A 24724-nucleotide genomic window follows, 5' to 3' on the forward strand; every position below is an offset into this window, starting at 1 on the left:
GAGCCGCCATGTCCCGTTCCGATCCGCTGCGCCGGTGGCGCCGCCATGTGCCCGAGCTGGCCGGGGGCCTGGCCGAGGAGCTGCTGGCGCGCGTGGACGCCCTGCGCGCCCGGGGCGAGGTCTGCCCGCCCCGGGGCCGGGAACTGCGCGCCCTGGAGCTGACCCCGTTTTCCGCCGTGCGCGTGGTCATCCTGGGGCAGGACCCGTACCACGGCCCCGGCCAGGCCCACGGACTGGCCTTCTCGGTGCCCGCAGGGGTCAAGCCCCCGCCCTCGCTGCGCAATATCTTCAAGGAGCTGGGCGCGCCGCCGGACATGAGCCCGGACCTGACGCCCTGGGCCGGGCAGGGCGTTTTGCTGCTCAACGCGGTGCTGACGGTGGACGCCGGGCGGGCCGGGTCCCACGCCGGGCTGGGCTGGCAGGCGCTGACCGACGCCGTGGTCCGGGCCCTGGCCCAGGGCCGCGAGGGGCTGGTCTTCCTGCTGTGGGGCGCCCAGGCCCGGGCCAAGGCCGCCCTGGTGGACCCTGCGCGGCACCTGGTCCTGGAGGCGGCCCATCCGTCGCCCTTGTCGGCCCATCGCGGCTTTCTGGGCTGCGGCCATTTCACCCGGGCCAACCAGTGGCTCGCCGCGCGCGGGCAGGCGCCCGTGCGCTGGATCACCCCGTCGTAGGGAGCGTCGCCCCGTGTCCGGTTTCACCATCCGCCGCGTCCGCCCGCAGGACCTGGACGCCTGCCACGCCCTGGAAGCCTGCTGCTTCCCGCCCGCCGAGGCCGCCTCGCGGGAGAGCATCGCCACGCGCATCGCGCGCTTTCCCGAGGCCTTCCTGGTGGCCGAGGCGGGCGGGGCCGTGGTCGGCCACGTCAACTGCGGCGCCACGCGCAAGGACGACATCACCGACGAGGCCTTCAAGGCCCTGGTGGGCCACGACCCCGCCGGGCCCAACCTGGTGGTCTTTTCCCTGGCCACGGCCCCGGACTGGCGCGGGCGCGGCGTGGCGGCGGCGCTCATGGCGCGGCTGGTGGCCGAGGCCCGGGCCCGGGGGCGGGGCAGGGTGCTGCTGCTTTGCAAGGAGCACTTGAAGGATTTCTACCGTGGCCTGGGCTTTGCCGACGGCGGGCCCTCGGCCTCGGCCCACGGCGGGGCCGCCTGGCGCGAGATGCGCCTGGACCTGGGCTGAGCGGCGCGGGGCGGGGCCTGCCGGGCGCTGGCGCGCGCATCAGCGCCCGGCCCGCGCCGGGAGTCAGCGGCGCCTGCCTGCCCGGGAACCAGCCCGGCCTTGTTGGCGTGCAGCGCGCCGCGCCCGGTTTCGCCCCTGATGATGGCGGGGGGGCACCCCGCCTTTTTGGGGCGCGCAACGCGAAGCGCCCCGGAACCTTGCGGTTCCGGGGCGCTTTTCCGTTGTCGGCCGGGGTCCGGGTCGTGCCCGGCCCGTGGGCGCGGGGGCTACTCGGTGTGGCCCACGCGGTCGGCGACGTTGTTCTTGATCCAGCTGGGGTCCCACCACTCGATGGGGTTCACGGCCACGCCGGAGACGTAGACGCCGTAGTGCAGGTGGTCGCCGCCCGCAAGGCCGGTGGCGCCGGTGCGCCCGATGATCTGGCCCCGGGCCACGGTGGCCCCGGGCTCCACGTCGATCTGCGACAGGTGGGAGTAGATGGTCATCAGCCCCAGGCCGTGGTCGATCATGATGTTCTCGCCGTAGATGCCGTGGAAGCCCGTGCGCACCACCACGCCCGCGTTGGCCGCAGGCACCGGGGCGGCCTGGAGCGAGGCCAGGTCCACGCCCAGGTGGGTCTGGTTGTCCACCGTCTCGCCCTTGTAGCGGTAGGTGCGGGCGTCGGCGAACCCGGCCCGGGGGGCGGAGTTGGGCAGGCGCAGGAACTCGCCGCGCCACAGGGGCTCGGAGACGCTGGTCTGGCCCAGCTCCAGGATGGCCGCGTCGTCGCGCGCGCGCATCTCGGTGTTGACCTTGAGGTAGATCTCCAGGGGCGTGCTGGCCTCGGGGTAGTCGGCCTCGTACTGGGGCATCTTGGCGTCCAGGAAGCTGTCGGGAATCTCCAGTACGTCGGCGCGGAAGGTGCGGTCGTTGACGTGGAAGGGGAAGGTCTGCTCGCGGCGGTTGCCGGCCAGGTCCTCGGCTTCCAGGCGCGGGGAGAACTCGGCGGGGGTCATGTTGTAGGGAAAGGCGAACAGGCAGGCGTAGTTGCCGCCGGGCAGGCGGTAGCCGGGGAAGAAATGCGGCCCCACGCGCACGCCGCTGCGCCGCACGTCCTCGTTGAGCGTGTAGGAAATGCAGCCCACGCCGCCCCGGGTCAGGTTGTGCTGCCCGGAGAGCACGGACACGTGCGGGGCCCGGGTGTCCATGGTCATGGAGAAGACCGTCTCGCCCGCGTTGCCCTTGCCCAGGTTGCGGATGGAGCCGTCCACCGCCGAGGCCACGATCTCGATGGGCCCTTCGGGAGCCTTGGTTTCGCCCAGGGTGAAGGTCAGGCTGGCGGAGGGCAGCTTGTCGAAGTCCTGCGAGGCGAGCACGGTGGAGCCCGAGGCCGTGCGCAGGGAGACGATGACCGCGCGCACGCCCGAGGGATCGGCGGCCTCCAGGGTGAACTCGGTGGCCTTGCCCACGGGGCCCGAGGCGGGGGTCAGGGTCAGGGCGGGGGGCTGGCCGTCGGACAGGAACAGCAGGGCGGCCCCGGCTGCCGCAGCGGCCAACAGGGCGACAAAAACGAAAGTGAGCATCTTCTGCATGGTCGGTCTGGTCCTCGGGATGGTGATTGGGTGTCGGGGGCGCGGCCCGGTGCGCTACCGGCGGCGTCCGTGGTTTGCTGGGGGTGCAGCGTACCCGTTTCGCGCCCGCATGCCAAGGGGCGCTTGTGCGCCGTGGGTGCGTGGCTGGCCGCCGCGTCCGGAGCAGGGGCGGACCGTGCGCGCCCGCCGCCTCCGGACGCACCGACGCAGGGGAGAAGGAGAATCATCGTCAAGCGTTCTGTGGGAACATTTTGATATTGCAGCGCTGCTGGTGATACGTATTTTTGCGTCAGTGCTACCATTCGGCATAACAATGCATCAAACATGTAAACCATTGGGAATATGCTCAAATCCTGGCTGAAAATTCTGGTTTTCGGTTGACGCCCTCCGGAAATTGTGGTGAAAATTCCTGCAAATTTCAGTTGACGAATGCAGTGATTCATAAACCCTCAACCAGGTTGGAAGGAAGGTTTGCCATATTGGCGGGCACGTGCCCACCGATTGTTTGGTAACTATGGAGGTGTCTTATGAAATGTTCTATTGGAAGCGGTAAGAATGATGTGATGAAGTCTCTGGAAGAGAAAGGGATCTCCCGCCGTGACTTCATGAAATTCTGCGCCGCTGTGTCCGCCGCCATGGCCGCGGATGCGACGTTCACCCCTGCCAAGGTCGCCGAGGCCCTGACCTCCGGCAGCCGTCCCCCGGTCGTGTGGCTGCACTTCGCCGAGTGCACCGGTTGCACCGAGTCCGTGCTGCGCACCACCGAGCCCGACATGGCCACCGTGCTGTTCGACGTGATCTCGCTGGACTACCACGAGACCCTCATGCAGTGCGCCGGTGAGGCCATCGAGAAAGCCCTGCACGACACCATCCACCACAACGAGGGCAAGTTCGTTCTGGTCCTGGAAGGTGGCATTCCCACCGCCGAGGGCGGTATCCACGGCAAGGTCGGCGGCAAGACCATGCTCTCCATCCTTGAGGAAGTGTACCCCAAGGCCGCCGCGACCATCTGCATCGGCACCTGCGCCGCTTACGGCGGCGTGCAGAAGGCCGCCCCGAACCCCACCGCGGCCAAGGGCTGCTCCGAGGCTCTCGGCGGCGCCACCATGGTCCAGGTTCCCGGCTGCCCGCCCAACCCCATCAGCTTCATCGGCACCGTGGTCTACTTCCTGACCAAGGGCATGCCCGAGCTGGACGACCTGGGCCGCCCGACCCTGTTCTACGGCGAGACCGTGCACGACAACTGCCCGCGCCTGCCGCACTTCGACGCCGGCGAGTTCGCGCCGTCCTTCGACTCCGAAGAGGCCAGAAAGGGCTACTGCCTGTACGACCTGGGCTGCAAGGGCCCGGACACCTACAACAACTGCCCCAAGGTGCTCTTCAACCAGGTCAGCTTCCCGATCCAGGCGGGCCACCCCTGCATCGGTTGCTCCGAGCCTGACTTCTGGGATGAGATGAGCCCGTTCTACGAGCCCCTGTAAGGCTCGGCGGCTTCATTTTATCGCCTGAACAACAAGCAAGAACAAGAGCAACCTTTTAGGAGGAAATCATGGCTGGTTGTAAAACGAGTAAAATGCCGGTGACTCCCGTCGGCAATTATAACGGCAAGGTCGTCATCGACCCGGTGAACCGCCTTGAGGGCCACCTGCGCATCGAGGTCGAGGTCGAGAACGGTCGCGTCAAGAACGCCTGGTCCAGCTCGCAGCTGTTCCGCGGCCTGGAGATCATCCTCCAGGGCCGTGACCCGCGCGACGCCAAGCACTTCACCCAGCGCGCCTGCGGCGTGTGCACGCACACCCACGCCCTGGCCTCCACCCGCTGCGTGGACAACGCCGTGGGCGTCCAGAAGGACATCCCCGAGACCGGCCTGGTGCTGCGCAACCTGCTGCTGGGCGCGCAGTTCCTGCACGACCACATCGTGCACTTCTATCACCTGCACGCCCTGGACTGGGTTGACGTTGTCAGCGCCCTGTCGGCCAGCCCCAAGAAGGCCGCCGAGATCGCCAACACCGCCGGTCTGGGCCACCGCCCGCACACCGTCGAGGAGCTCCAGGCCACCCAGGACCGCGTCAAGAAGTTCGTGGAGCAGGGCCAGCTGGGCATCTTCACCAACGCCTACTTCCTCGAGCCCCACGCGTCCTACAAGCTGCCCGCCGAGCTGAACCTCATCGCCACGCACCACTATCTGGAGGCCCTGAAGATCCAGATCCTGCCGTCGCGCATGATGGCCATCATCGGTGGCAAGAACCCGCACACCCAGAGCCTCTACGAGGGCGGCATCACCTGCTACGACGCCCTCAAGCCCGAGAACATCGCCCAGTTCAAGGCGCTGTTCAAGCAGACCATGGAGTTCGTGAACAACACCTACATCCCGGACGTGCTGGCCGTTGCGCCGTACTACCTGGATTGGGGCGGCATCGGCCACACCACGCACTTCGCGGCCTGCGGCGAGTTCCCCATGGACGAGTCCGACCTGGGCTCGCGCTACCTGCCCGCCGGCGTGATCTTCAACAACGACCTGTCCGTGGTCCACGACTTCGATCTGAAGAAGATCGAGGAGCACGTGGCCCACAGCTGGTACAAGGACGGCTCGCCCAAGCACCCGTGGCAGGGCGTCACCGAGCCCATGTACACCTCGCTGGACGAGATGGAGACGGGCAACACCGGCAAGTACAGCTGGATGAAGGCCCCGCGCTACGACGGCAAGGCCACCGAGGTCGGCCCCCTGGCCCAGGTGCTGGTCGCCTACGGCAAGGGCCATCCGCGCGTCAAGCCGGTGGTGGACCTGGTGCTCAAGCACCTGGGCGTCGGCCCCGCGGCCCTGTTCTCGACCCTGGGCCGCACCGCTGCCCGCTGCATCGAGACCAAGGTCATCGGTGACGAGATGGTCGCCTGGATCGAGAAGCTGGAAGCCAACGTGGCCGCCGGCAAGAAGGACATCGTGGCGCCCTTCAAGATGCCCGACTCCGCCTTCGGCGTCGGCTGCGTGAACGCCCCCCGCGGCTTCCTGTCGCACTGGATCGAGATCGAGGGCGGCAAGATCAAGAACTTCCAGCTGGTCGTCCCGTCCACCTGGAACCTTGGCCCGCGCTCGGACGACGGCGTCCTCTCCCCGGTGGAAGAGGCCCTGATCGGCACCCCGGTGTTCGATCCCAAGCGTCCGGTGGAAGTGCTGCGCACCATCCACTCCTACGACCCGTGCATCGCCTGCGGCGTGCACATCATCGACCCCAAGACCAACGAAACCTACAAGTTCAAGGTCTGCTAGGGTAGACAGGACACGAACGCTGGTTATACAAAGGGACCCGGCCCCCAGGGGTCGGGTCCCTTTTCCTGTTTTCACGGCAAGGAGCGCATGTGGCCGATCCGCAAAAGAATATCCTGGTGCTTGGCGTGGGCAACATCCTCTTGCGCGACGAGGGCGTCGGCGTGCGGGTGGTCGAGCGCCTGGAGCGCGAGTACGAATTTTCCGACAACGTGCGCCTCATGGACGGCGGAGTGCGCGGGATGATCCTCATGGACCCGATCATCGCCGCCGACCACGTGGTGGTCATCGACGCCGTGGTCAACGGCCACCCGCCGGGCACCCTCTACCGCCTGGAAGGCGACGACCTGCGCCTGTCCGTGGCCTTCAAGAACTCCGTGCACGACATGGACCTGCTCGAGACCATGTGCTGCTGCGAGCTGATTTCCGGCAAGCGCCCCAGCGCGACCATTATCGGCATCGAGCCCAAGGACTACCAGTCCGACCCCCTGGTGGCCCTGAGCCCGGAAATCGAGGACAGGATTCCCGAACTGATGGAGCGCGCCCTGGCGGAGATCAGGGCCGCAGGGGGCACCTGCGTGCCCCGCAACGACAACTAGACCAGGAGGAAACGCGGATGTGCCTGGCCACGCCATGCAAGATTGTCGAATACCTTGACGAGGACATCGCCCGGGTCCAGGTGGGCGACAGCGAGACGTTCATCAAGTGCGCCTGCATGCTGCTGCCCGTGAAGCCTGCCGTGGGCGAGTACGTCCTGGTCCACGCCGGGTTCGCCATCAACACCGTGGAAGAGGAAGAGGCCCGCAAGACCCTGGCCCTGCTCAAGGAAATGTCCGACCTGACGGGCACTGTGCCCGTGGGCAACACGGCCTTCGACCTTTCGGAGTGAGGCCGCCGCGCGGTGGCGGATACTGCGCGATGGGCGCCCCGGCTGCTTCTGGCGGCCGGGGCGTTCCGTTTTGTGTGCCGCGCGGTGCGCTGCGCGAGGCGCCGCGCGGTGCGCTGCGGTCGCGCCAGGAGTCGCGCAAGGCGCCCGCCTTGCGCGCAACGCGCGGCGCGATGGCCCGCGCGGCGGCGCGTCCGGGAAAGCCCCGATCAGGAAGTGGGGAAATATCGGGCAAAAGCAGGCAGAGGGCGGCTTTGGGCACGGAGGATGCAACCACTGCGACAGTCTTACGTGCAACCCCAGCCCAAGGAGCAGCCCCATGGTCCTGTCTGTCATTGTCCACGGACGCTCGTGCGATCTGGCCCTGCATCCCGTCTCGCAAAGCACGGCCCGGATGATCCGCCGCCTGGGCACGGACGTGTACCGCGAAAAGATCCTGCGCTGGTGGCGCAAGGGCAATACCGCCACCTGGGGCATGAAGATCGACGACGAATGCAACGTGCGCGTGGAACTGGACGGCGCGCCTGTGCCCTTCGACGTGTCGCGCATCGTCGCCAACCCGCTGCGCCTGCGCAGGCGCATGTATCTGGACAGCAAGGCCCGCTACCTGTGCGTGCTGGGCTACGACAACGAGATCTGCAAGTTCCAGTGGACCTGGAACAACGTGTCCGATTTCGACCCGCAGCGTTTCGAATTCATGGTCCACAAGTGGGACCGCATCATGGGCGTCCCGGACTACTACATCCTGGACGAGATTCGCTACGACGGGGAGTTCGCCGACCGCCACGACTGGTGCGACACCAGCGGGTTCACCCTGGTGGAGCCCAGGCTCATCGACCTGGACGAGGTGCGCGCCCTGTACGGGGGCAGCGGGCTCGACCCTGCGGACCTGGGCCCGCAGCCCGGGGCCGTTCGCCCGCCCGCTGATCTTTCGATCTGACTCTCCGGCCAGGCCGGGACAAGAGAGCGGGGCCGCCCCCAGGGCGGCCCCGCTCCATGCGTTTTTCCCGTGGCGCGGCCTGGCGCGCGTGGCGCTACAGGTCGGCCAGGTCGCCCTCCAGGGCCTCCATGAGCCGGATGGTCAGCTTGAGGAAGTCGGCCTCGGTGATGATGCCCCTGAGCACCCCGTCCTCGACCACGGGCAGACAGCCGTATTTGTGGTTGAGCAGGATGTCGGCGGCGTCGCGCAGCTTCATCTGCGGGGCCACGGCGGTCACGTCGCGGCGCATGACCTCCATGATGGGGATGCCTGCGTCGATCTCGTCGCGGGTCTTGCGGTCCACCCCGGCGAACTGCGAGATGGTCGCGTTCAGGATGTCGCGGTGGGTGAGCAGGCCCAGGAATTCCATGTCCTTGCCCACGATGGGAATGTGCCGGATGCGCGCCAGGGACATCATGGACCGCGCCGTCTTGAGCGTGTCGGTCTCGCGCAGGGTGAACACTTCCCCGGTCATCAGGTCGGCCACGGTGAGCATGGGCGCACTCCTTTGTATTGCATAGCATAGTCCCGCATCCCGCCCGGGCTGTCAAGGCCGCGCCCTGGCCCCGGGACGGCCCCGAAGTTGACTTGCGTGGCGAAATCTGGTGGGAAACGCCTTGCGTGGCGCCTGGGCGCGGCGTATGGATTGCGCCGGAAAGGGAGGGGTGATGCGAGTTGACATGCGCCGCAGCCGGGAACGCATGGTCCGGGAGCAGATCGAGGCCAGGGGCGTGCGCGACCCGCGCGTGCTCGCGGCCATGCGCAGGGTGCCGCGCCATCTGTTCGTGGACGAGGCCCTGCACGGCCAGGCCTACGCCGACCACCCCGTGCCCATCGGCTTCGGGCAGACCATCTCCCAGCCCTACATCGTCGCGCTCATGACCTGGTACCTGGAACTGGAGCCGGGCATGAGCGTGCTGGAAATCGGCACCGGATCGGGCTACCAGGCCGCCGTGCTGGACGAAATGGGGGCCCGGGTCTGGACCGTGGAGCGCATCCCCGAACTGTACGACGCCGCCCGGGTGCGCCTGTCGCGCCTGGGGCACGCCGGGGTGCGCTGCAAGCTCGACGACGGCACCCTGGGCTGGCCCGAGGCCGGGCCCTTCGACCGGATTCTCGTCACGGCGGGCGGGCCCGATGTGCCCCTGCCGCTGCTGGCCCAGCTGGCCGACCCGGGCATCCTGCTCATCCCCGTGGGCGGCTCGCGGCGCGACCAGCAGCTCGTCATGGTCCGCCGCCAGGGCGGCGAGCTGCTGCGCGAGAACAAGGGCGGCGTGGTCTTCGTCGATCTGGTGGGCCGCCACGGCTGGTAGCCCCTATCCCCGAACCCCTGCGGAAGGCGTATGACGTTCAAGCACGCGTGGCTCCAAGGGCCCGGCCCGACGACGCTGCCCCAGGCCCTGCTGCTGGCGGCCAAGGGCTTCTGCATGGGCGCGGCGGATATCATCCCCGGCGTGTCCGGCGGCACCGTGGCCTTCATCACCGGCATCTACGAAGACCTGCTGGCGGCCATCCGCTCGGTAAACCTGCGCTTTTTTGCCGCGCTGGCGCGCCTGCGCCCGGGCCAGGCCCTGGCCGAGCTGCACCTGCGCTTTCTCGTCCCGCTGCTGCTGGGCCTGGGCACGGCCCTGGTGGGCATGGCCGGGCTGATGCATTACCTGATGACCGTGCATCCCGTGCAGACCTGGGCGCTGTTCCTGGGGCTCATCGCCGCGTCCATCCTGGTGGTGGGCCGCGAGGTGGGCCGCTGGAACGCCCGGACCCTGGGCGCCCTGGCCCTGGGCGCCGTGGCGGCCTGGACCATCGTCGGGCTCATCCCGGTGTCCACCCCCGAGGCGCCGTGGTTCCTGTTCCTGTGCGGGGCCGTGGCCATCTGCGCCATGATCCTGCCGGGCATCAGCGGCTCGTTCCTGCTGCTCATCCTGGGCAAGTACGAGTACGTCACCGCCGCCCTGCGCAACCCGCTGGACTCTGGCAACCTGCTGATCCTTTTGGTTTTCGGCTGCGGCTGCGCCGTGGGCATCGCCGGGTTCTCGCGGCTGCTCGGCTGGCTTTTGGCGCGCTGGCACGCGCCCATGGTGGCGCTGCTCACGGGCTTCATGATCGGCGCGGCGCGCAAGGTCTGGCCCTGGAAGGAAGCCCTGGAGACCACGACCGTCGGCGGCAAGGTCCTTGTGCTGCGCGAGGCGTTGGTGCTGCCCGGCGCCCTGGACGCAGGAGTGCTCTTGGCCCTGGGGCTCATGGCCGCCGGGTTCGTGGCCGTGCTGGCCCTCGACCGCCTGGCCGTCAGCGCGCGCAGGCAGTGAATTTCGCCCCTCGGCCTTGCAGACAGGGCCCGGGGACTTATGCTAGCAGAGACTTCGCGGGGGCAGCCGGTCCGGACGGCTTTCCGGGCCGGCGCCCCGCCCACGCCACAAGCAAACCACGAGGTGAGGATATGGGTTCCTGCGGTTCCTGCTCCTCGGCGTCCTCGTGCGCGTCGGCCAAGAAGGGCGGCGGGTGCGACGACCCCAAGGAGACCAAGCTCAAGGTCCAGGACCAGGTGATTTCCAGCACCCTGTCGCACATCCGCTACAAGCTGTTCATCATGAGCGGCAAGGGCGGGGTGGGCAAGAGCTCCATCACCGTGAACACGGCGGCGGCCCTGGCCCGGCTGGGCTACAAGGTCGGCATCATGGACGTGGACATCCACGGCCCCAGCGTGCCGCGCCTCTTGGGCCTGACCGGCGGCGGGCTGGAGACCGGGCGGGGCAACCTGCTCGTGCCGCGCAAGTACGACGACAACCTGGCGGCGGTGTCCATGGACTCGCTGCTCAAGGACCCGGACCAGGCCGTGCTCTGGCGCGGGCCGATGAAGACCTCGGCCATCCGCCAGTTCGTGTCCGACGTGGACTGGGGCGAGCTGGACTTTCTGGTCATTGACTCACCCCCCGGAACGGGCGATGAACACATGACGGTGCTCAAGACGATTCCCGACGCGCTGTGCGTCGTGGTCACCACCCCGCAGGAGCTGTCCCTGGCCGACGTGCGCAAGGCCATCAACTTCCTGCAATACGCCAAGGCCAACATCCTGGGCGTGGTGGAGAACATGAGCGGGCTCATCTGCCCGCACTGCGCGCAGGAAATCGCGTTGTTCAAGAAGGGCGGCGGCCGGGACCTGGCCGAGAAGTACGGCCTGCCGCTGTTGGGCGAGATTCCCCTGGACCCGGCCACCGTGGTCGCCAGCGACCTGGGTACGCCCGTGGTCTACCTGGAGGGGCCGTCCCCGGCCAAGGACGCCCTGCTGGCCCTGGCCAGGACCATCGCCGCGGCGGCCCAGAACAGCCTGGAAGCCGTGTCCTCGGCCCACGTGTAGAAGTGGCCCCGGCCCGCCCCCCGGGCGGCCCGGGGTGCCGGTGGAGGAGACCATGCCCCGCAAGGCCCCCTTCCTCGTCCTGATGGCGCTGGGCGCCGTGCTTTGCTGCGCGGTGCCCGGCGCGTCCGGCGCTGGCATGTACTTTTTCGAGGACGGCAGCGGCAAGTTCCACTTCACCAACCGGCCCACCAGCACCACCTACCGGGTCTTCGCGGTGTTCAAGAACTTTCCCGACGCCCGCAAGTCCGATATCATGCGCGTGGTGCGCACCAAGGCCGACGCCTACGGGCTGGACCACCATCTGGTGCAGGCCGTGATCCAGGTGGAGTCGAATTTCCAGCCCGGGGCGGTGTCCAACAAGGGTGCCCAGGGGCTCATGCAGATCATGCCCGCCACCGGGGCCGACCTGGGCCTGACCGACCCCCACGACGTGGAGGGCAATATCGAGGCCGGGGTGCGCTACCTGCGGATGCAGATGGACCGTTTCGGCAGCCCGACCCTGGCCCTGGCGGCCTACAACGCGGGCCCCGGGCAAGTGGAACGCTACGGGGGCGTGCCGCCCTTCCGCGAAACCCAGGACTATGTGCGCAAGGTTCTTTCGTTGTACAAGAAACTCAAAGGCGGTTCCTGAAGCCATGCTCAAGCAACTCAACCTGGCCAACAAGCTGACCCTGGGGCGTGTGCTGGCCGTGCCGGGGCTGGTGGTCCTGTTGACCTACCCCAACCGCGTGACCTGCCTCATCGCCATGCTGCTCTTCATCGCCGCCTCGCTGACCGACCTGGCCGACGGCTACGTGGCCCGGCGCTACGGGCAGGTCACGGCCTTCGGCAAATTCCTGGACCCCCTGGCCGACAAGATCCTGGTCTGCTCGGCGCTGATCATGCTCGCCGCCCTGGCCTGGGTTCCGGCCTGGGTGGTGGTGGTCATCCTGGCCCGCGAGATCACCGTCACCGGCCTGCGGACCATCGCCGTGGAGCAGGGGGTGGTCATCGCCGCCGACAGGTACGGCAAGATGAAGACCGTGATGCAGATCCTGGCCGTGTGCCCGCTTCTGCTGCATTACCCCTGGTGGGGCTTCGACCCGCAGCCCCTGGGTCTGGTGTTTCTGTATCTGGCCCTGGCGCTCACGGTTTTCTCCGGGGGCAATTACTTGTACACTTTTTACAAGAATTGGGTATATACAGCGGAAAAGGGGGCATAAGGCGGAGTGGCGCGTCGCGCCGGGCCGCCTTCCCGTACACCAAACCTGACCGGGGGGAGCAATGGCCCAGATAGACGCGTTCTTCAAGATGGTCCACGACATGGGGGCGTCCGACCTCCACCTGTCCTCGGGCAACCAGCCCATCATCCGCCTGCACGGCGACCTGGAGCGGGTCAAGTACAAGGTTCTGGAGCACGACGAGCTCAAGAAGCTGCTCTACGAGATCACGCCCGAGATCAAGATCAAGGAATTCGAGGAAACCGGCGACATTGACTTCGCCTACGAGATCCCCGGGCTGGCCCGCTACCGCGTCAACTTCTTCAACCAGTCCCGGGGCGTGGCGGCGGTCTTCCGCGAGATCCCCTCGGAGATCCTCACCGTGGAGCAGCTGTCCCTGCCGCCGCTGCTCAAGAATCTCGCGCTGCTGCCCAAGGGCCTGGTGCTGGTCACCGGCCCCACCGGCTCGGGTAAGTCCACCACCCTCGCGGCGATCATGGACTACGCCAACAAGAACCGCAAACAGCACATCCTGACCATCGAAGACCCCATCGAGTTCGTGCACACCCCGCAGAAGGCGCTGATCAACCAGCGCGAGCTGGGCCGCGACACCCGGAGCTTCTCCGCCGCCCTGCGCGGGGCGCTGCGCGAAGACCCCGACATCATCCTGGTGGGCGAAATGCGCGACCTGGCGACCATCCAGCTGGCGCTGGAGGCCGCCGAGACGGGCCACCTGGTCTTCTCGACCCTGCACACCATCTCCGCCGCCAAGACGGTGGACCGCATCATCGAGGTCTTCCCCGGCGACCTGCAGGGCCAGATCCGCGCGGGCCTGTCGGAGTCGTTGCGCGCCGTGGTCTCGCAGACGCTGTTCAAGCGCATCGACCGCAAGGGCCGCGTGGCCGCGCTGGAAATCCTGGTGGGCGTGCCCGCCGTGCGCAACCTGATCCGCGAGAACAAGACCTTCCAGATCAACTCCGTGATGGAGACCGGGCGCAAGTTCGGCATGCAGACCCTGGACGACGAAATCCTCAAGCTGCTCAACCAGCGGGTCATCGACCCCAACGAGGCCTACGAGAAGGCCGTGGACAAGGCCAAGTTCAAGCAGTTCCTGACCAGGCCGCCGCAGGACTTCACCGAGGGCGCGTAGCCGGGAGGCGACCATGCTGCGTTCGCATCTCGACCATATCATCGGCCAGGTGCTGGACTTCGCCCCCGAAACCTCGGACATCTTCGTGGTGGCGGGCAAGCCCGTGCAGGCCGAGGTCCACGGCGTGCTCAAGGACGTGCCCCTGGACCCGGCCCTGGGGGCGCTGTGCCCCTTCCAGGCCGAATCCATGGCCCTGTGCATGATGGGCAAGAGCACCCGGCTGCACGCCGACCTGGCCCGCCGGGGCTCGTGCGACCTGTCCTACGCCCTGTCCGGCCGGGCGCGCTTTCGCGTGAACATCTTCAGCCAGCGCGGGTCGCTGTCCATCGTCCTGCGCCAGCTGTCCATGGAGGTGCCCAGCCCCGTGCGGCTGGGGCTGCCCGTCGTGTTCGAGGAGATGGCCCGCGAGAAGTTCGGGCTGATCCTGGTCACCGGCGCCACGGGCTCGGGCAAGTCCACCTCCCTGGCCGCGCTGGTGGATTCCATCAACGAGCAGTTCCCGGTGCACATCCTGACCCTGGAAGACCCGGTGGAGTACGTCCACGCCCACAAGCGCGGCACGGTGAACCAGCGCGAGCTGGGGCAGGACTTCGACACCTTCGCCTCGGGCCTGCGGGCCGCCCTGCGCCAGGCGCCCAAGGTCATCCTGGTGGGCGAAATCCGCGACCACGAGACTATCGAGATCGCCCTGCAGGCCGCGGAAACAGGCCACCTGGTGCTGGGCACCCTGCACACCGCCGACACGGGACAGACCGTCAACCGCATCATCGGCATGTTCGACCCCAGCGAGGAGGCCCTGGTGCGCCAGCGGCTCTCCGAGGCCCTGAAGTTCGTGGTCTCGCAGCGCCTGCCCCCCCGGGTGGGCGGCGGGCGCGTGGCGGCCTTCGAGATCATGCGCAACACCCTGCGCGTGAAGGAGCTGATCCAGAACGGCGAATCCGGCGAGAAGACCTTCTACAACGTGGTGGAGCAGGGCGATGCCTACGGCATGACGACCTTCGACCAGTGCCTGGCCGGGCTGTTCCGCACCGGCCTGGTCAGCGAGGAAACGGCCATGACCTATGCCTCGGACCGCTCCAACCTCATGCAGCGCCTGGACCGCATCAAGACCGAGCGCGGCGACCAGGTTTCGGACATCACGGGGCTGGAGATCGACCTGCAATACGGTTCCTGAGCCTGGGGGGCAGGCAAAGGGGGAGGCGATGATCGTCAGGAGTCCATACGCGGGCAAGGAGTTCACCCTGCCCGACGAGAAGCTGCCCGCTGCGGCGCGCTTCGCCATGAAATGCCCGTTCACCGGGCGGCGCATGATCCTGGAGCGGCGCCCCGGGGGCGGCTATGAGGTCTCGGCGGCGGAAGGCCCCGCGGCGGGGGGCGGCCCGAGGCCGCCCGTGCCCGGCGGCGCCCCGGCTCCGGCCCCGGCGCTGCCCCAGGTGGAGCCGGACAACCATCCGCCCGGCACGCCCGTGGCCTTCCTGTTCCTGGAAGGCGGCTGGCTGGGCGCGGCCCGCGAGTTCTTCACCGCCCGGGGCTACGCCGTGAGCACGGCCTCGGGCGAGCTGGAGGCCGTGGCCCGGCTGCGGCTGAACAACTACGACGTGGTGCTGGCCGGGGCCGGGGCGGACTGCGCGCGCCTGCGCGAAGAGATCGCCTCCTGGCCCGGGGCCCGGCGCCGCAGCGTGAACCTCGTGCTGGTGGGCGACCAGGGCCCGAGCAACGACCCGCGCCTGGCTTTCGCCCTGGGGGCCAACGTCTTCCTGGCCCAGGCCGACGAGGCCCAGGCAGGGGACTTGCTGGAAGGGGCCCTGACAGGGTATGGGTTGCACTACCAGCTCATGGCGGCCGCCCGCAAACAGGTTGAAGGATAACCGAAGGAGCCAATGGACCCCAACGTCACGACCCTCCAGTCGCGCCTGTTGAACTGCCTGGAGACGATCATCGAGCTTGAACGGGACATCGAGCGCCTGGAGCTCGGTCACGTCCTTTTGGCGGAGTTCAACCAGCTCAAGACCTTCATGGAACGCATCGATCAGGTCGCGGTCGAGGAGGACGACGTGCGCCGCATCGAGGCCGCCACGTCCAATTTCCTGGACGAGCTCAGGGTGCCCCTGGGCCTGTCGCGCGAGGGTGGCGGCAAGGACCGCCCCATGCACTGAAGCCATGGCCAGACGTTGGATCATCCTGGGATTTCTGCTTGTTCTGAACGCCGTCCTCGGCTATCGCCTGGTTGCGGGCGAAACCGGGGTGTTCGCCTACCTTGAGTTGCGCCAGCGCCACGAGGAGATGGAGCACCGCCTGCACCGCGCCGAGGACAGCACCCGCGACCTGTCGCGGGAGATACGCCTGCTCAAGGCGGACCGGGAGTATCTGGAAAGCCGCATCCGCGTGCGGATGAACTACGTGGGGCAGGGCGAGACCCTGTACCTCTTCCCCGACGAGGGAGGGACGACCTCCCCGCAAGATCCTCTGGGGGCCGGACAGGATGATGACGAAAATTAACTGGTTCAAGGAAGTCCTGGAGCTGGAGCCCGGCTCGAAGGTCTTTTTCCCGCTGGCGCGGCTGTACTTCGAGGACGGGAACCACGCCGAGGCCATGAGCACCCTGCGCCAGGGCCTGTCGCGCAATCCGGACCACATCGAGGCCCGCTTCCTGCTGGTGGAGATCCTCTCCCGCCTGGGCCGCGCCGACGAGGCGGCCCAGGAGGTGCGCACCATCACCGCCATGCTCTCGCGCTATCCGGCCTTCTGGAAGGTCTGGGCCGAGAGCGCCGCCCCGGCCTCCAAGGATTCGGCCATGGCCCTGTCCTTTCTGGCGGCCAGCTTCCAGGGCGCGGCGCTGTCCTGGTCGCAGGTCATCGAAAAAGGCCTGGACGCGCTGTTCCGGGGCAACGGCGCGCCCCTGGCCCCCGGGGCCGGGGCCGCAGAGGCGGGCGGGGCGGCCCCGGATGAAGACGCCCAGCCCCAGCGCCGCCGCAAGGCCGCGCCCGCAAAGCGCGCCGCCGATGCCGACGCGACCATCCGCACCCGGACCATGGCCGACCTGCTGGCCGACCAGGGCGATTTCCAGGGCGCGCTGGACATCTATACCGAGCTGGCCGACAAGGCCGCAGGCCATGAGGCCGACGAGCTGGAAGCGCTCATCGAGAAGATGCGCCTGAAGCTGCGCCGGGGCCCCGGGGCCGACGCTCCGGACGCCGCCGCCCTGCGGGACGGCGCAGACCAGGACGACCTGCCGGACGAGGGCCCGGACCAGGACGAGGACCGCGCCACGGCGCCCTCCGGCGGCCTGCCCGGCAAGGACAAGCTCCTGGAAACTCTGGAAGCCCTGGCCGAGCGCCTGGAGGCCCGGGCGGCCCACTAGGCCGCGTGGCCTCGCGCCCGGCGCTGCACGAGCGGGCCGCGGGCGGCTGCGGGCCAAGTTTCCCTTGCTGAATTGCCCAGACTTTGGCACACCTGCGGGGAGCCGCCGCCGCGCGGCCCGTTGCCCTGCACCACGCCCAGACGAGGGGTTGGAACTTGAAACGCTTCTTCGCTGTTGTCGCCTTGACCGCCGCCCTGGGCCTGCTTCCGGGCTGCGAGACCCTGGACAAGACCTGGTCGGCCACCAAGACGACGACCCACAAGTACTACAAGGGCTACCTCAACACCGACCCCAGCATCGACTACGAGGCCCGGGACTGGACCTCCAGCGAGGCCAAGCTCGCCGAGCTGTTCGCCCCGGTGGACAAACCCGCCCACACCCTGGCCATCGCCCTCAACCGCCAGGATGCCTTCCCCGGGGACGCTTGGGTCCAGACCTTGTTCGCCGACTATCCCTGGATGAGCGGGCTGGTGGTGGCGACCCTGGATGGCGAAATCGTCATGCAGCGCCCCGAGACAGCCCTCAAGCCCCTGAATTTCGCACCGCTGCTGGCCCACGGCGAGGCCCTGGCCGACCGCAGGCTGCGCGCCCATGTGGACATGACGCCCCTGGGCCCGGAGGTCTACATGGCCACGGGCATGTTCCGGGGCAACGAGCTGGTGGGCGCCATCATGGTCCATTTCGACATCCGCAACCTCCTGGAATTCAGCCCCGAGCCCGGGGCGCTGGTGGTGGTCACCGCCGAGCAGACCCTCTGGGCCGGAGCGGACGACGCCGCCACCCAGGCCGTGCGCGCCCAGCCCTGGGCCGAGATCCTCGCCGACGAGAGCCATGGCCGCTTCACCGCCGATGGACGGGAATACATCTGGCTGTGCCGCTTCCTGGGCGACCTCAAGCTGGTCTACGCCACCGCGGCGGTGGAGGACGAGGAGTCCTCCGGGTTCTCCTTCTTCGGGCTGTTCTAGCCCGCTTAGCCGGGCCGTCCTGCCGGGGCGGCCCGCCGCGTCCGCTCTTTCCTTCTTTTTTCACGCCCCAGGGGGGCGGATTGCCACGTCGGCTTTACTGCCGCCCGGCGCTGGTTTATGACAAGCCGTTGCGCGCGGTGCGCAACGCGTCGCATCGCCAACGGAGGTCACGCATGCGCCAGGTCACGGTCACCGAGCATCTGCTGCAGCACCAGAAGAAATCCCCCATGGCCACGGGCCGGTTCACCCTGCTGCTCAACGAGCTGATCCTTTCGGCCAAGCTCATCTCGCGCGAGGTGACCAAGGCCGGGCTGGTGGACGTGCTCGGCTTCACCGGCGAAACCAACGTCCAGGGCGAGAAGGTGCGCAAGCTCGACGAGTTCGCCAACAACGTGCTCATCCACCGCCTGCGCCGCTCGGGCGTGCTGTGCGCCATGGCCTCCGAGGAGAACGGCGACCTGATCCAGGTTTCCGGCGACCTGCCCCACGGCGACTACATCCTGATTTTCGACCCCCTGGACGGCTCGTCGAACATCGATGTCAACGTGAGCATCGGCACCATCTTTTCCATTTATCGCCGTCCGCTGCACAAGAGCCCCGGGGCGCCCTCCCTGGCCGAGGTGCTCCAGCGCTGCGACAAGCAGGTGGCCGCCGGGTATTTCATCTACGGCTCCTCGACCATGATGGTCTACACCACGGGCAACGGCGTCCACGGCTTCACCCTGGACCCCAGCGTGGGCGAATTCCTGCTCTCGCACCCGGACATGAAGATTCCCGAAAGCGGGCGCATCTATTCGGTCAACGAGTCGTACTGGAACTCCTGGGACACGGCGACCCAAAGCGCCGTCACCCACTTCCGCAATGCGAAAAACGCCCGCGGCAAGCCCTATTCCTCGCGCTACATCGGCTCGCTGGTGGCCGACTTCCACCGCAACCTGCTCTACGGCGGCATCTTCATGTATCCCGCCCGGCGCGGCGAGGACGGCTCCTACTCGGGCAAGCTGCGCCTGACCTGCGAGGCCGCGCCCATGGCCTTCATCGTGGAGCAGGCGGGCGGCATGGCCACCGACGGGGTCAACCGCATCATGGAATACACGCCCACCGAGCTGCACCAGCGGGTGCCGCTGTTCGTGGGCTCGCTCGAAGACGTGCGCGCGGTGCGCGAGATCATGCTGCGGGGTGGGTGTGACACTGTGCCTGGGCGTTGAGACCTCCTGCGACGAAACGGCCCTGGCCCTGGTGCGCGACGGCCAGCTGCTGGCCCAGCGCATCGCCACCCAGGTCGGGGCCCACGCGGTGTTCGGCGGGGTAGTGCCCGAGCTGGCCTCGCGCGAGCACCTGCGCGCCCTGGGGCCGCTGCTGGACGGCCTTGTGGCCGACACGGGCGTGGCCTTGGGCGAGCTGGACGCCGTGTGCGTGGCGCGCGGCCCGGGGCTGCTGGGCAGCCTGCTGGTGGGCATGAGCCTGGCCAAGGGCCTCGTGCTGGCCACGGGCGCGGCCCTGGTGGGCGTGAACCACCTCTGGGCCCACCTGCTGGCCCCGGCCCTGGAGCGGCCCATGGCCTTCCCGGCCCTGGGGCTGCTCGTTTCCGGCGGGCACACCCAGACCTACCGCATGGACAACCCCGTGGCCTTCACCACCCTGGGCCGGACCCTGGACGACGCGGCGGGCGAGGCCTTCGACAAGGCCGCCAAGACCCTGAACCTGCCGTACCCCGGCGGGCGGTTCATCGACGTGCTCGGCCAGCTGGCCGAGGCGGACCCGGCGCTCTTCCCCCGGCCCTACGTGGCCAACGACAACCTGGACTTCAGCTTCTCGGGCCTGAAGACGGCCATGGTCAACCACGTGGCGGCCAACCCGGACCTGCGCGCCCCGGCCCTGGTGGACGACCTGGACGCTTTGGTGGCGGCGCTACGCGCCCGGGGCGCCCTGGAGCCCCTGGCCCGGGCCTGCGCCTCGTACAACCTGGCCGTGGCCGACACGCTACGCATCAAGACCGCCCGTGCCCTGGACGCCAGCCCGGGGGTGCGCTCCCTGGTGGTCGCGGGGGGCGTGGCGGCCAACGGCATGGTCCGCGCGGCCATGACCGCCCTGGCCCGCGAGCGCGGGCTGGACATCGTGCTGCCGTCCCTGGCGCTGTGCACCGACAACGCGGCCATGATCGCCCTGGCCGGGGAGTATCTCTTCAAGGCCGGATACCGCCACGGGCTGGACCTGGAGGCCGTGCCCCGGGGCCGGAGCATCCCCTGGGACTACCTGCAAGGGGCGCCTGGCCAGGCCCGGGCCGGTGGCGATTGGACTCTTGACACCCGGACGGGGCGCCCTTAGGGTTGAGAGACTCAGGCAAGGTTTTGCGGGCGGGCCCCGGGAGCTTTGCAGGGGGCGAATTTTTTTGCTGCCGCTTCCGGCGGACGGTGGAACCGGTAAGAACGACAAAGGAGTACGATATGGCTTTGCAGGTTTCCGACGGCAATTTCGAGTCCGAAGTGTTGCAGTGCGATCTGCCCGTGCTGGTGGATTTCTGGGCTCCGTGGTGCGGCCCCTGCAGGGCCATGGGCCCGGTCGTGGACGAGCTGGCCACCGAGTTCGCCGGGCAGGTCAAGGTCGCCAAGATGAACGTGGACGAGAACCAGGCCACCCCCAGCAAGTACGGCATCCGCGCCATCCCGACCCTCATTCTCTACAAGAACGGCGAGGTCGTGGAGCAGGTCACGGGCGCCGTGTCCAAGAGCAGCATCAAGGAAATGCTCAGTTCCAAGCTGTAGGTCGGCTCCGGTTCTGTTTTCCCGGGCGGCACCGGCGCCAGCCGGGCCGCCCTTTTTTCATGTGGCGGCAAAGGGTTGCCCGTGGCCGGGGGCGGTTTTTTTCCGGGCTTGACCGCAAGGCCACTGGTTGGGTACGAACCTTTCGGATGAGCTTCGCCCACAGCGCCTGGGCGCGTCCGTGGACCGGGCATCCCGCCCGGACGGGCAACACCGCGCAACGGTACACATGAACAGAATCCCTCGCCTCCTGGCCGTGATGGTGATGCTCCTTGGCCTTTCCGGCTGCGGCTACATCGACTACTTCCTGCTGCCCCCCCCCGAGGACACGGCGCAGGAGCTGTACGAAGCCGGGGCGGAGGCCATGCAGGACAAGGACTACATGCAGGCCGCGGAGTACTTCCAGCGCCTCAAGGACCGCTATCCCTTCAGCCCCTATACGGCCCGGGCCGAGATCGGCCTGGGCGACGCCTACTTCCTGGCCGAGCAGTATATCCCCGCTTCCGACGCCTACGTGGAGTTCGAGGCGCGGCACCCGCGCCACGAGATGATCGAGTACGTGCTCTTCCAGATCGGCATGGCCAACTACAAGAGCGCCACGGCCATCGACCGGCCCATGGACCGCATCGACTCGGCCATCGAATATTTCCGGCGCGTGGTCGAGGAGTACCCCGACGGCAAGTACGCGCCCCAGGCCCGGGACTACATCGTCGAGTGCCGCCGCAAGCACGCCGAGCACGAGATCTTCGTGGCCGACTTCTACTGGAACCTCGAGCGCTACGGCGCCGCCTGGACCCGCTACCGCCACGTGGCCGACAATTACGCCGACCTGCCCGAGGTGGTGGCCTACGCCGAGCAGCGGGCCAAGGTGGCCTACCTGCGCCACCAGCAGGGCGCGTCCGACAAGGAACGCGAACGCGAACAGGGCAGCTGGAAGCAGTGGTTCGAGTGGCTGTAGGGTGATGCACCTGGAAAACGGCCCTCAAAGGGCCGTTTTTTTCTTGGCGCCCGGCCTGCCGGGCGCCCGGCACGGGGAGGGCAGGGCATGAGCCAAGGATATTTCCCGCGGTGGGCCGAGGAACTCGCGGTGCCCGACGAGGCGTTCGCCCGGGCCTATGCGGCTCTGGACGGCACGCGCCGCGCCTGGATCAAGAAGACCATCGCCCAGGTCCACGCCCTGGCGGGGCCCATGGCCGACCCCCTGGGCGAGCACGGCGTGATCCATCGCCAGGGCTTCGCCTCGCGCCTGCGCGTCGCGCCCCGGGACTGCGCGGTGCTCTTCCTGGACGACTCCTGCGCCTCGGCCCCGCAGGCCGTGGCCGCCGCCGTGCCCATGCTGCTGTCCGGGGTGCCCAACCTGTGCGCCGTGCGCGTGCACGCCGGGCCGCCCGCCGCCGACGACGTGCTGGCCGCCCTGGAACTGGCAGGCCTGGAGACGGTCTTCCACCTGGACGAGGCCCAGGCGCGCCAGTTCATGACCTTCCTGGTCAACGGCGGCTCGGCAGTGGCGCTGTTCCTCGGCCAGGGCCAGGCCCTGGACGGCTTGCGCACGGCTGCGGGCTACGCCGCCCCGCCCCTGCGCCTGTGGCGGCCCTTCGCCGTGGAGCGGGTAGGCGTGCTGGCCGGGCCCGGCTGCAACTGGGACTGGCCGACCCTGGCCTGGGTCCACGCCTGCGCCACGGTGGACGTCTACGGCGCGCGCACGGCCATCCCCGGGCTGCCCCCGGGCGGGCGGCGCAGGCCCGGCGGCCTGCGGGCCCTGCTGGCGGGCGGCTACCCGGTGCTCTATGTGCCCGAAGACGCGCTGCCCCAGGCCCTGGAGGCCACGCCCCTGGCCCTGGCCCCCGGGCAGGAGGGCTGCTGGGCCTGGCCCGGGCTGGACGCGTGGCTGTTCCACGGCCAGAGCCTGGCCTTGTCGGACTGCTCCCGGTAGCCCGGGCTGCGGCAGCATCACAGCAACCCGGCGCAGCCCAGGGAGCCAAGCATGTCCAAGAAGGTGGCCATCCCCAAGGATTTCCTGCATTCCTTGCGCAATATCGGCATCATCGCCCACATCGACGCGGGCAAGACCACGCTGACCGAGCGCATCCTGTACTACTCCGGACGCATCCACCGCATGGGCGAGGTCCACGACGGCACCGCGACCATGGATTTCATGCCCGAGGAGCAGGAGCGCGGCATCACCATCGGCTCGGCCTGCACCACCTGCCAGTGGAACGGGGCGACCATCAACCTCATCGACACCCCCGGACACGTGGACTTCACCATCGAGGTGGAGCGCTCCCTGCGCGTGCTCGACGGGGCGGTGGGCGTGTTCTGCGCCGTGGGCGGGGTGGAGCCGCAGTCCGAGACCGTGTGGCGCCAGTCGGTGAAGTTCCATGTGCCCAAGCTGGCCTTCGTGAACAAGATGGACCGCCCGGGGGCGGACTTTGCCGCCGTGCTCGACGCCATGCGCGAGCGCCTGGGCGCCGTGCCCCTGCCGCTCACGGTGCCCGTGGGCTCCGGGCAGGAGTTTGCGGGCGTCATCGACCTGGTGGCCATGCGCCGCCTGCATTTCGACCCCCAGACCCAGGGCGCCGAAGTCCGCGCCGAGGCCCTGGACGCCGAGGACGAGGCCCTGGCCGCCCCCTGGCGCGAGCGGATGCTCGAGACTCTGGCCGAGGCCGACGAGGCGTTCCTGGAAGTCTACCTGGGCGGCGGCGACATCGCCGCAGGCGCCATCCGCGAGGCCGTGCGCCGGGCCACTCTGCGCCTGGCCCTGGTGCCGGTGTTCGCGGGCTCGGCCCTGCGCAACATCGGCGTGCAGCCGCTGCTGGACGGCGTATGCGCCTATCTGCCCAGCCCGGCGGACGTGCCCGGGCAGGAGGGGCTGGACCCCGCCTCCGGCCAGCGCGTGACCCTGCCGCCCGACCCCCGGGGCCCGCTGGCGGCCCTGGCCTTCAAGGTCAGCATGGACACCGGGCGCAAGGTCGTGCTGCTGCGCGTGTATTCGGGCATGGTCGAGGCCGGGCAGACGGTGTACAACGTGACCCAGGGGCAGGAGGAGCGCGTGGCGCGCCTGTTCCGCCTGCACGCCGGGCACAAGGAGAAGGTCGATCACGCCTTCGCGGGCGAGATCGTGGCTGCGGCGGGCATGAAATTTTCGCGCACGGGCGACACCCTGTGCGCGCAGGACCGCCAGATCGTGCTGGAGCGCATCGACGACTACCGGCCCGTGATCTCCCTGGCCCTGGAGCCGCGCAACGCCGCCGAGGCCGACAGGCTGGAGGAAGTGCTGCACAAGATGCTCATGGAGGACCCGACCCTGGAGATGCGCCGCGACGAGGGCACGGACCAGCTGCTGCTGTCGGGCATGGGCGAGCTGCATCTGGAGGTCGTGCTCGAGCGCATCCGCCGCGAATACGGGGTGGACCCGCGCGCGGGCAGGCCGCAGGTGGTTTTCCGCGAGACCGTGCGCAGCGCGGGGCAGGGCGAGGGCGAATTCGACCGCGAGCTGGGCGAGGTGCCGCATTACGGCTTCGTGGCCGTGGCGGTGGAGCCGCGCCCGCGCGACGCAGGCCGCGACGTGGTCTTCGCCTTCGACACCGCCTCCTGGCCGGCGGACTGGGTCCAGGCCGTGGCCGACGGGGTGGAGGACAGCCTGCAATCCGGCGTGCTCAAGGGCTACCCGGTGGCCGACGTGCGCGTGAGCGTGACGCGGATGGCCCGGGCCGACGGCAAGTCGAGCCCCGTGGGCTACCGCATGGCGGCGGCGGCGGCGGTCAAGGCCGCCCTGGAGGCCGCCCAGTCCGTGCTGCTGGAGCCGATCATGACCGTGGAGGTCGGCGTGCCGGACGATTTCGTCGGCGATGTCATTGGCCTGCTGGGCTCCAAGGGCGCCAAGATCGACAACATGTTCGACCGCAGCGGGCACAAGGTCGTGCAGGCCCTGGCGCCGCTGCGTCAGCTGTTCGGGTTCTCCACCGAGCTGCGCTCGGCCACCCAGGGCCGGGCGGGGCTGGTGATGCAGTTCGCGCGTTTCGATGTTCTCGGATAGTTCCGGGGCTCGGACC

27 protein-coding genes are annotated in these 24724 nt (G+C 68.7%); 25 read left to right on the top strand and 2 right to left on the bottom strand.

Going from position 1 to position 24724, the window contains the following annotated elements; translation table 11 throughout:
• Positions 1–8: 8 nt before the first annotated feature.
• A complete protein-coding gene (locus tag G495_RS0105215; RefSeq protein WP_028586934.1) occupies positions 9–671 on the top strand; it encodes a uracil-DNA glycosylase in 663 nt (220 codons plus the stop codon).
• A 13-nt stretch (positions 672–684) separates the two neighbouring features.
• Positions 685–1179 (top strand): GNAT family N-acetyltransferase, encoded by a 495-nt coding sequence (locus tag G495_RS0105220; RefSeq protein WP_028586935.1) that lies wholly within the window; start codon positions 685–687, stop codon positions 1177–1179.
• Positions 1180–1445: 266 nt separating this feature from the next.
• Here G495_RS0105220 and G495_RS0105225 read toward each other — a convergent pair whose 3' ends face one another.
• Positions 1446–2750, bottom strand: a complete 1305-nt coding sequence (locus G495_RS0105225) for a M23 family metallopeptidase (protein ID WP_035250931.1) — start codon at positions 2748–2750, stop codon at positions 1446–1448.
• Positions 2751–3277: 527 nt separating this feature from the next.
• On the opposite strand from G495_RS0105225, the gene G495_RS0105230 reads away from it, so the two are divergent.
• The 5 genes from G495_RS0105230 (at position 3278) to G495_RS17780 (ending at position 7841) form a co-directional block, all read left to right on the top strand.
• Positions 3278–4231, top strand: a complete 954-nt coding sequence (locus tag G495_RS0105230; protein ID WP_028586937.1) for a hydrogenase small subunit — start codon at positions 3278–3280, stop codon at positions 4229–4231.
• Between the two features lie 68 nt (positions 4232–4299).
• Positions 4300–6018 (top strand): nickel-dependent hydrogenase large subunit, encoded by a 1719-nt coding sequence (locus G495_RS0105235; RefSeq protein WP_028586938.1) that lies wholly within the window; start codon positions 4300–4302, stop codon positions 6016–6018.
• Between the two features lie 89 nt (positions 6019–6107).
• Positions 6108–6614 (top strand): HyaD/HybD family hydrogenase maturation endopeptidase, encoded by a 507-nt coding sequence (locus tag G495_RS0105240; protein ID WP_028586939.1) that lies wholly within the window; start codon positions 6108–6110, stop codon positions 6612–6614.
• A 17-nt stretch (positions 6615–6631) separates the two neighbouring features.
• Positions 6632–6904, top strand: a complete 273-nt coding sequence (locus tag G495_RS0105245; RefSeq protein ID WP_028586940.1) for a HypC/HybG/HupF family hydrogenase formation chaperone — start codon at positions 6632–6634, stop codon at positions 6902–6904.
• Between the two features lie 316 nt (positions 6905–7220).
• Positions 7221–7841 carry a hypothetical protein gene (locus G495_RS17780; protein ID WP_245588369.1) on the top strand — a complete coding sequence of 207 codons (621 nt, stop codon included), beginning with the start codon at positions 7221–7223 and terminating at the stop codon, positions 7839–7841.
• A 94-nt stretch (positions 7842–7935) separates the two neighbouring features.
• On the opposite strand, the gene G495_RS0105255 is transcribed toward G495_RS17780, so the two are convergent.
• Entirely contained in the window at positions 7936–8376 is a 441-nt protein-coding gene (locus tag G495_RS0105255) for a CBS domain-containing protein (RefSeq protein WP_028586941.1), read from the bottom strand.
• Between the two features lie 172 nt (positions 8377–8548).
• On the opposite strand from G495_RS0105255, the gene G495_RS0105260 reads away from it, so the two are divergent.
• The 18 genes from G495_RS0105260 to fusA all read left to right on the top strand — a co-directional run bounded on the left by G495_RS0105260 (position 8549) and on the right by fusA (position 24708).
• The gene (locus G495_RS0105260) at positions 8549–9193 is read left to right on the top strand and encodes a protein-L-isoaspartate(D-aspartate) O-methyltransferase (protein ID WP_035250934.1); all 645 of its coding nucleotides are present in this window, start codon (positions 8549–8551) and stop codon (positions 9191–9193) included.
• Positions 9194–9223: 30 nt separating this feature from the next.
• Positions 9224–10186, top strand: coding sequence for a DUF368 domain-containing protein (locus tag G495_RS0105265; RefSeq protein ID WP_028586943.1), 963 nt, complete (start codon positions 9224–9226; stop codon positions 10184–10186).
• Positions 10187–10317: 131 nt separating this feature from the next.
• Positions 10318–11235, top strand: a complete 918-nt coding sequence (locus G495_RS0105270; protein WP_028586944.1) for an Mrp/NBP35 family ATP-binding protein — start codon at positions 10318–10320, stop codon at positions 11233–11235.
• A gap of 52 nt (positions 11236–11287) precedes the next feature.
• Positions 11288–11866, top strand: coding sequence for a lytic transglycosylase domain-containing protein (locus G495_RS0105275; protein WP_051445101.1), 579 nt, complete (start codon positions 11288–11290; stop codon positions 11864–11866).
• Between the two features lie 4 nt (positions 11867–11870).
• The gene (gene pgsA, locus G495_RS0105280) at positions 11871–12437 is read left to right on the top strand and encodes a CDP-diacylglycerol--glycerol-3-phosphate 3-phosphatidyltransferase (protein ID WP_028586946.1); all 567 of its coding nucleotides are present in this window, start codon (positions 11871–11873) and stop codon (positions 12435–12437) included.
• A gap of 61 nt (positions 12438–12498) precedes the next feature.
• Positions 12499–13584, top strand: coding sequence for a type IV pilus twitching motility protein PilT (locus G495_RS0105285; protein ID WP_028586947.1), 1086 nt, complete (start codon positions 12499–12501; stop codon positions 13582–13584).
• Positions 13585–13597: 13 nt separating this feature from the next.
• Complete coding sequence (locus tag G495_RS0105290) at positions 13598–14758, top strand: type IV pilus twitching motility protein PilT (RefSeq protein ID WP_028586948.1); 1161 nt, start codon at positions 13598–13600, stop codon at positions 14756–14758.
• Between the two features lie 28 nt (positions 14759–14786).
• Complete coding sequence (locus G495_RS0105295; RefSeq protein WP_028586949.1) at positions 14787–15452, top strand: response regulator transcription factor; 666 nt, start codon at positions 14787–14789, stop codon at positions 15450–15452.
• Between the two features lie 12 nt (positions 15453–15464).
• On the top strand, positions 15465–15740 hold the full coding sequence (locus G495_RS0105300) for a hypothetical protein (protein ID WP_028586950.1): 276 nt from the start codon (positions 15465–15467) through the stop codon (positions 15738–15740).
• 4 nt (positions 15741–15744) lie between these two features.
• Entirely contained in the window at positions 15745–16083 is a 339-nt protein-coding gene (locus tag G495_RS0105305; protein WP_028586951.1) for an FtsB family cell division protein, read from the top strand.
• Positions 16067–16945: a tetratricopeptide repeat protein gene (locus G495_RS0105310; RefSeq protein ID WP_028586952.1), complete on the top strand. Its 879-nt coding sequence runs from the start codon at positions 16067–16069 to the stop codon at positions 16943–16945. Before G495_RS0105305 ends, G495_RS0105310 begins: the two co-directional genes overlap by 17 nt.
• 155 nt (positions 16946–17100) lie before the next feature.
• Positions 17101–17910 (top strand): hypothetical protein, encoded by an 810-nt coding sequence (locus G495_RS0105315; RefSeq protein WP_028586953.1) that lies wholly within the window; start codon positions 17101–17103, stop codon positions 17908–17910.
• 173 nt (positions 17911–18083) lie between these two features.
• The gene (gene fbp, locus G495_RS0105320) at positions 18084–19118 is read left to right on the top strand and encodes a class 1 fructose-bisphosphatase (protein ID WP_028586954.1); all 1035 of its coding nucleotides are present in this window, start codon (positions 18084–18086) and stop codon (positions 19116–19118) included.
• On the top strand, positions 19096–20238 hold the full coding sequence (gene tsaD / locus G495_RS0105325) for a tRNA (adenosine(37)-N6)-threonylcarbamoyltransferase complex transferase subunit TsaD (protein WP_425387598.1): 1143 nt from the start codon (positions 19096–19098) through the stop codon (positions 20236–20238). Before fbp ends, tsaD begins: the two co-directional genes overlap by 23 nt.
• Before the next feature lie 119 nt (positions 20239–20357).
• Complete coding sequence (gene trxA / locus G495_RS0105330; RefSeq protein WP_028586955.1) at positions 20358–20675, top strand: thioredoxin; 318 nt, start codon at positions 20358–20360, stop codon at positions 20673–20675.
• A gap of 226 nt (positions 20676–20901) precedes the next feature.
• Entirely contained in the window at positions 20902–21630 is a 729-nt protein-coding gene (locus G495_RS0105335; protein WP_051445087.1) for an outer membrane protein assembly factor BamD, read from the top strand.
• A gap of 87 nt (positions 21631–21717) precedes the next feature.
• Positions 21718–22605 carry a hypothetical protein gene (locus G495_RS0105340; protein ID WP_156939582.1) on the top strand — a complete coding sequence of 296 codons (888 nt, stop codon included), beginning with the start codon at positions 21718–21720 and terminating at the stop codon, positions 22603–22605.
• Positions 22606–22656: 51 nt separating this feature from the next.
• Entirely contained in the window at positions 22657–24708 is a 2052-nt protein-coding gene (gene fusA / locus G495_RS0105345) for an elongation factor G (RefSeq protein WP_028586958.1), read from the top strand.
• Positions 24709–24724 lie beyond the last annotated feature (16 nt).

The sequence above is a fragment of the Desulfocurvus vexinensis DSM 17965 genome (assembly GCF_000519125.1).
In the GTDB taxonomy this organism is placed as follows: domain Bacteria; phylum Desulfobacterota; class Desulfovibrionia; order Desulfovibrionales; family Desulfovibrionaceae; genus Desulfocurvus; species Desulfocurvus vexinensis.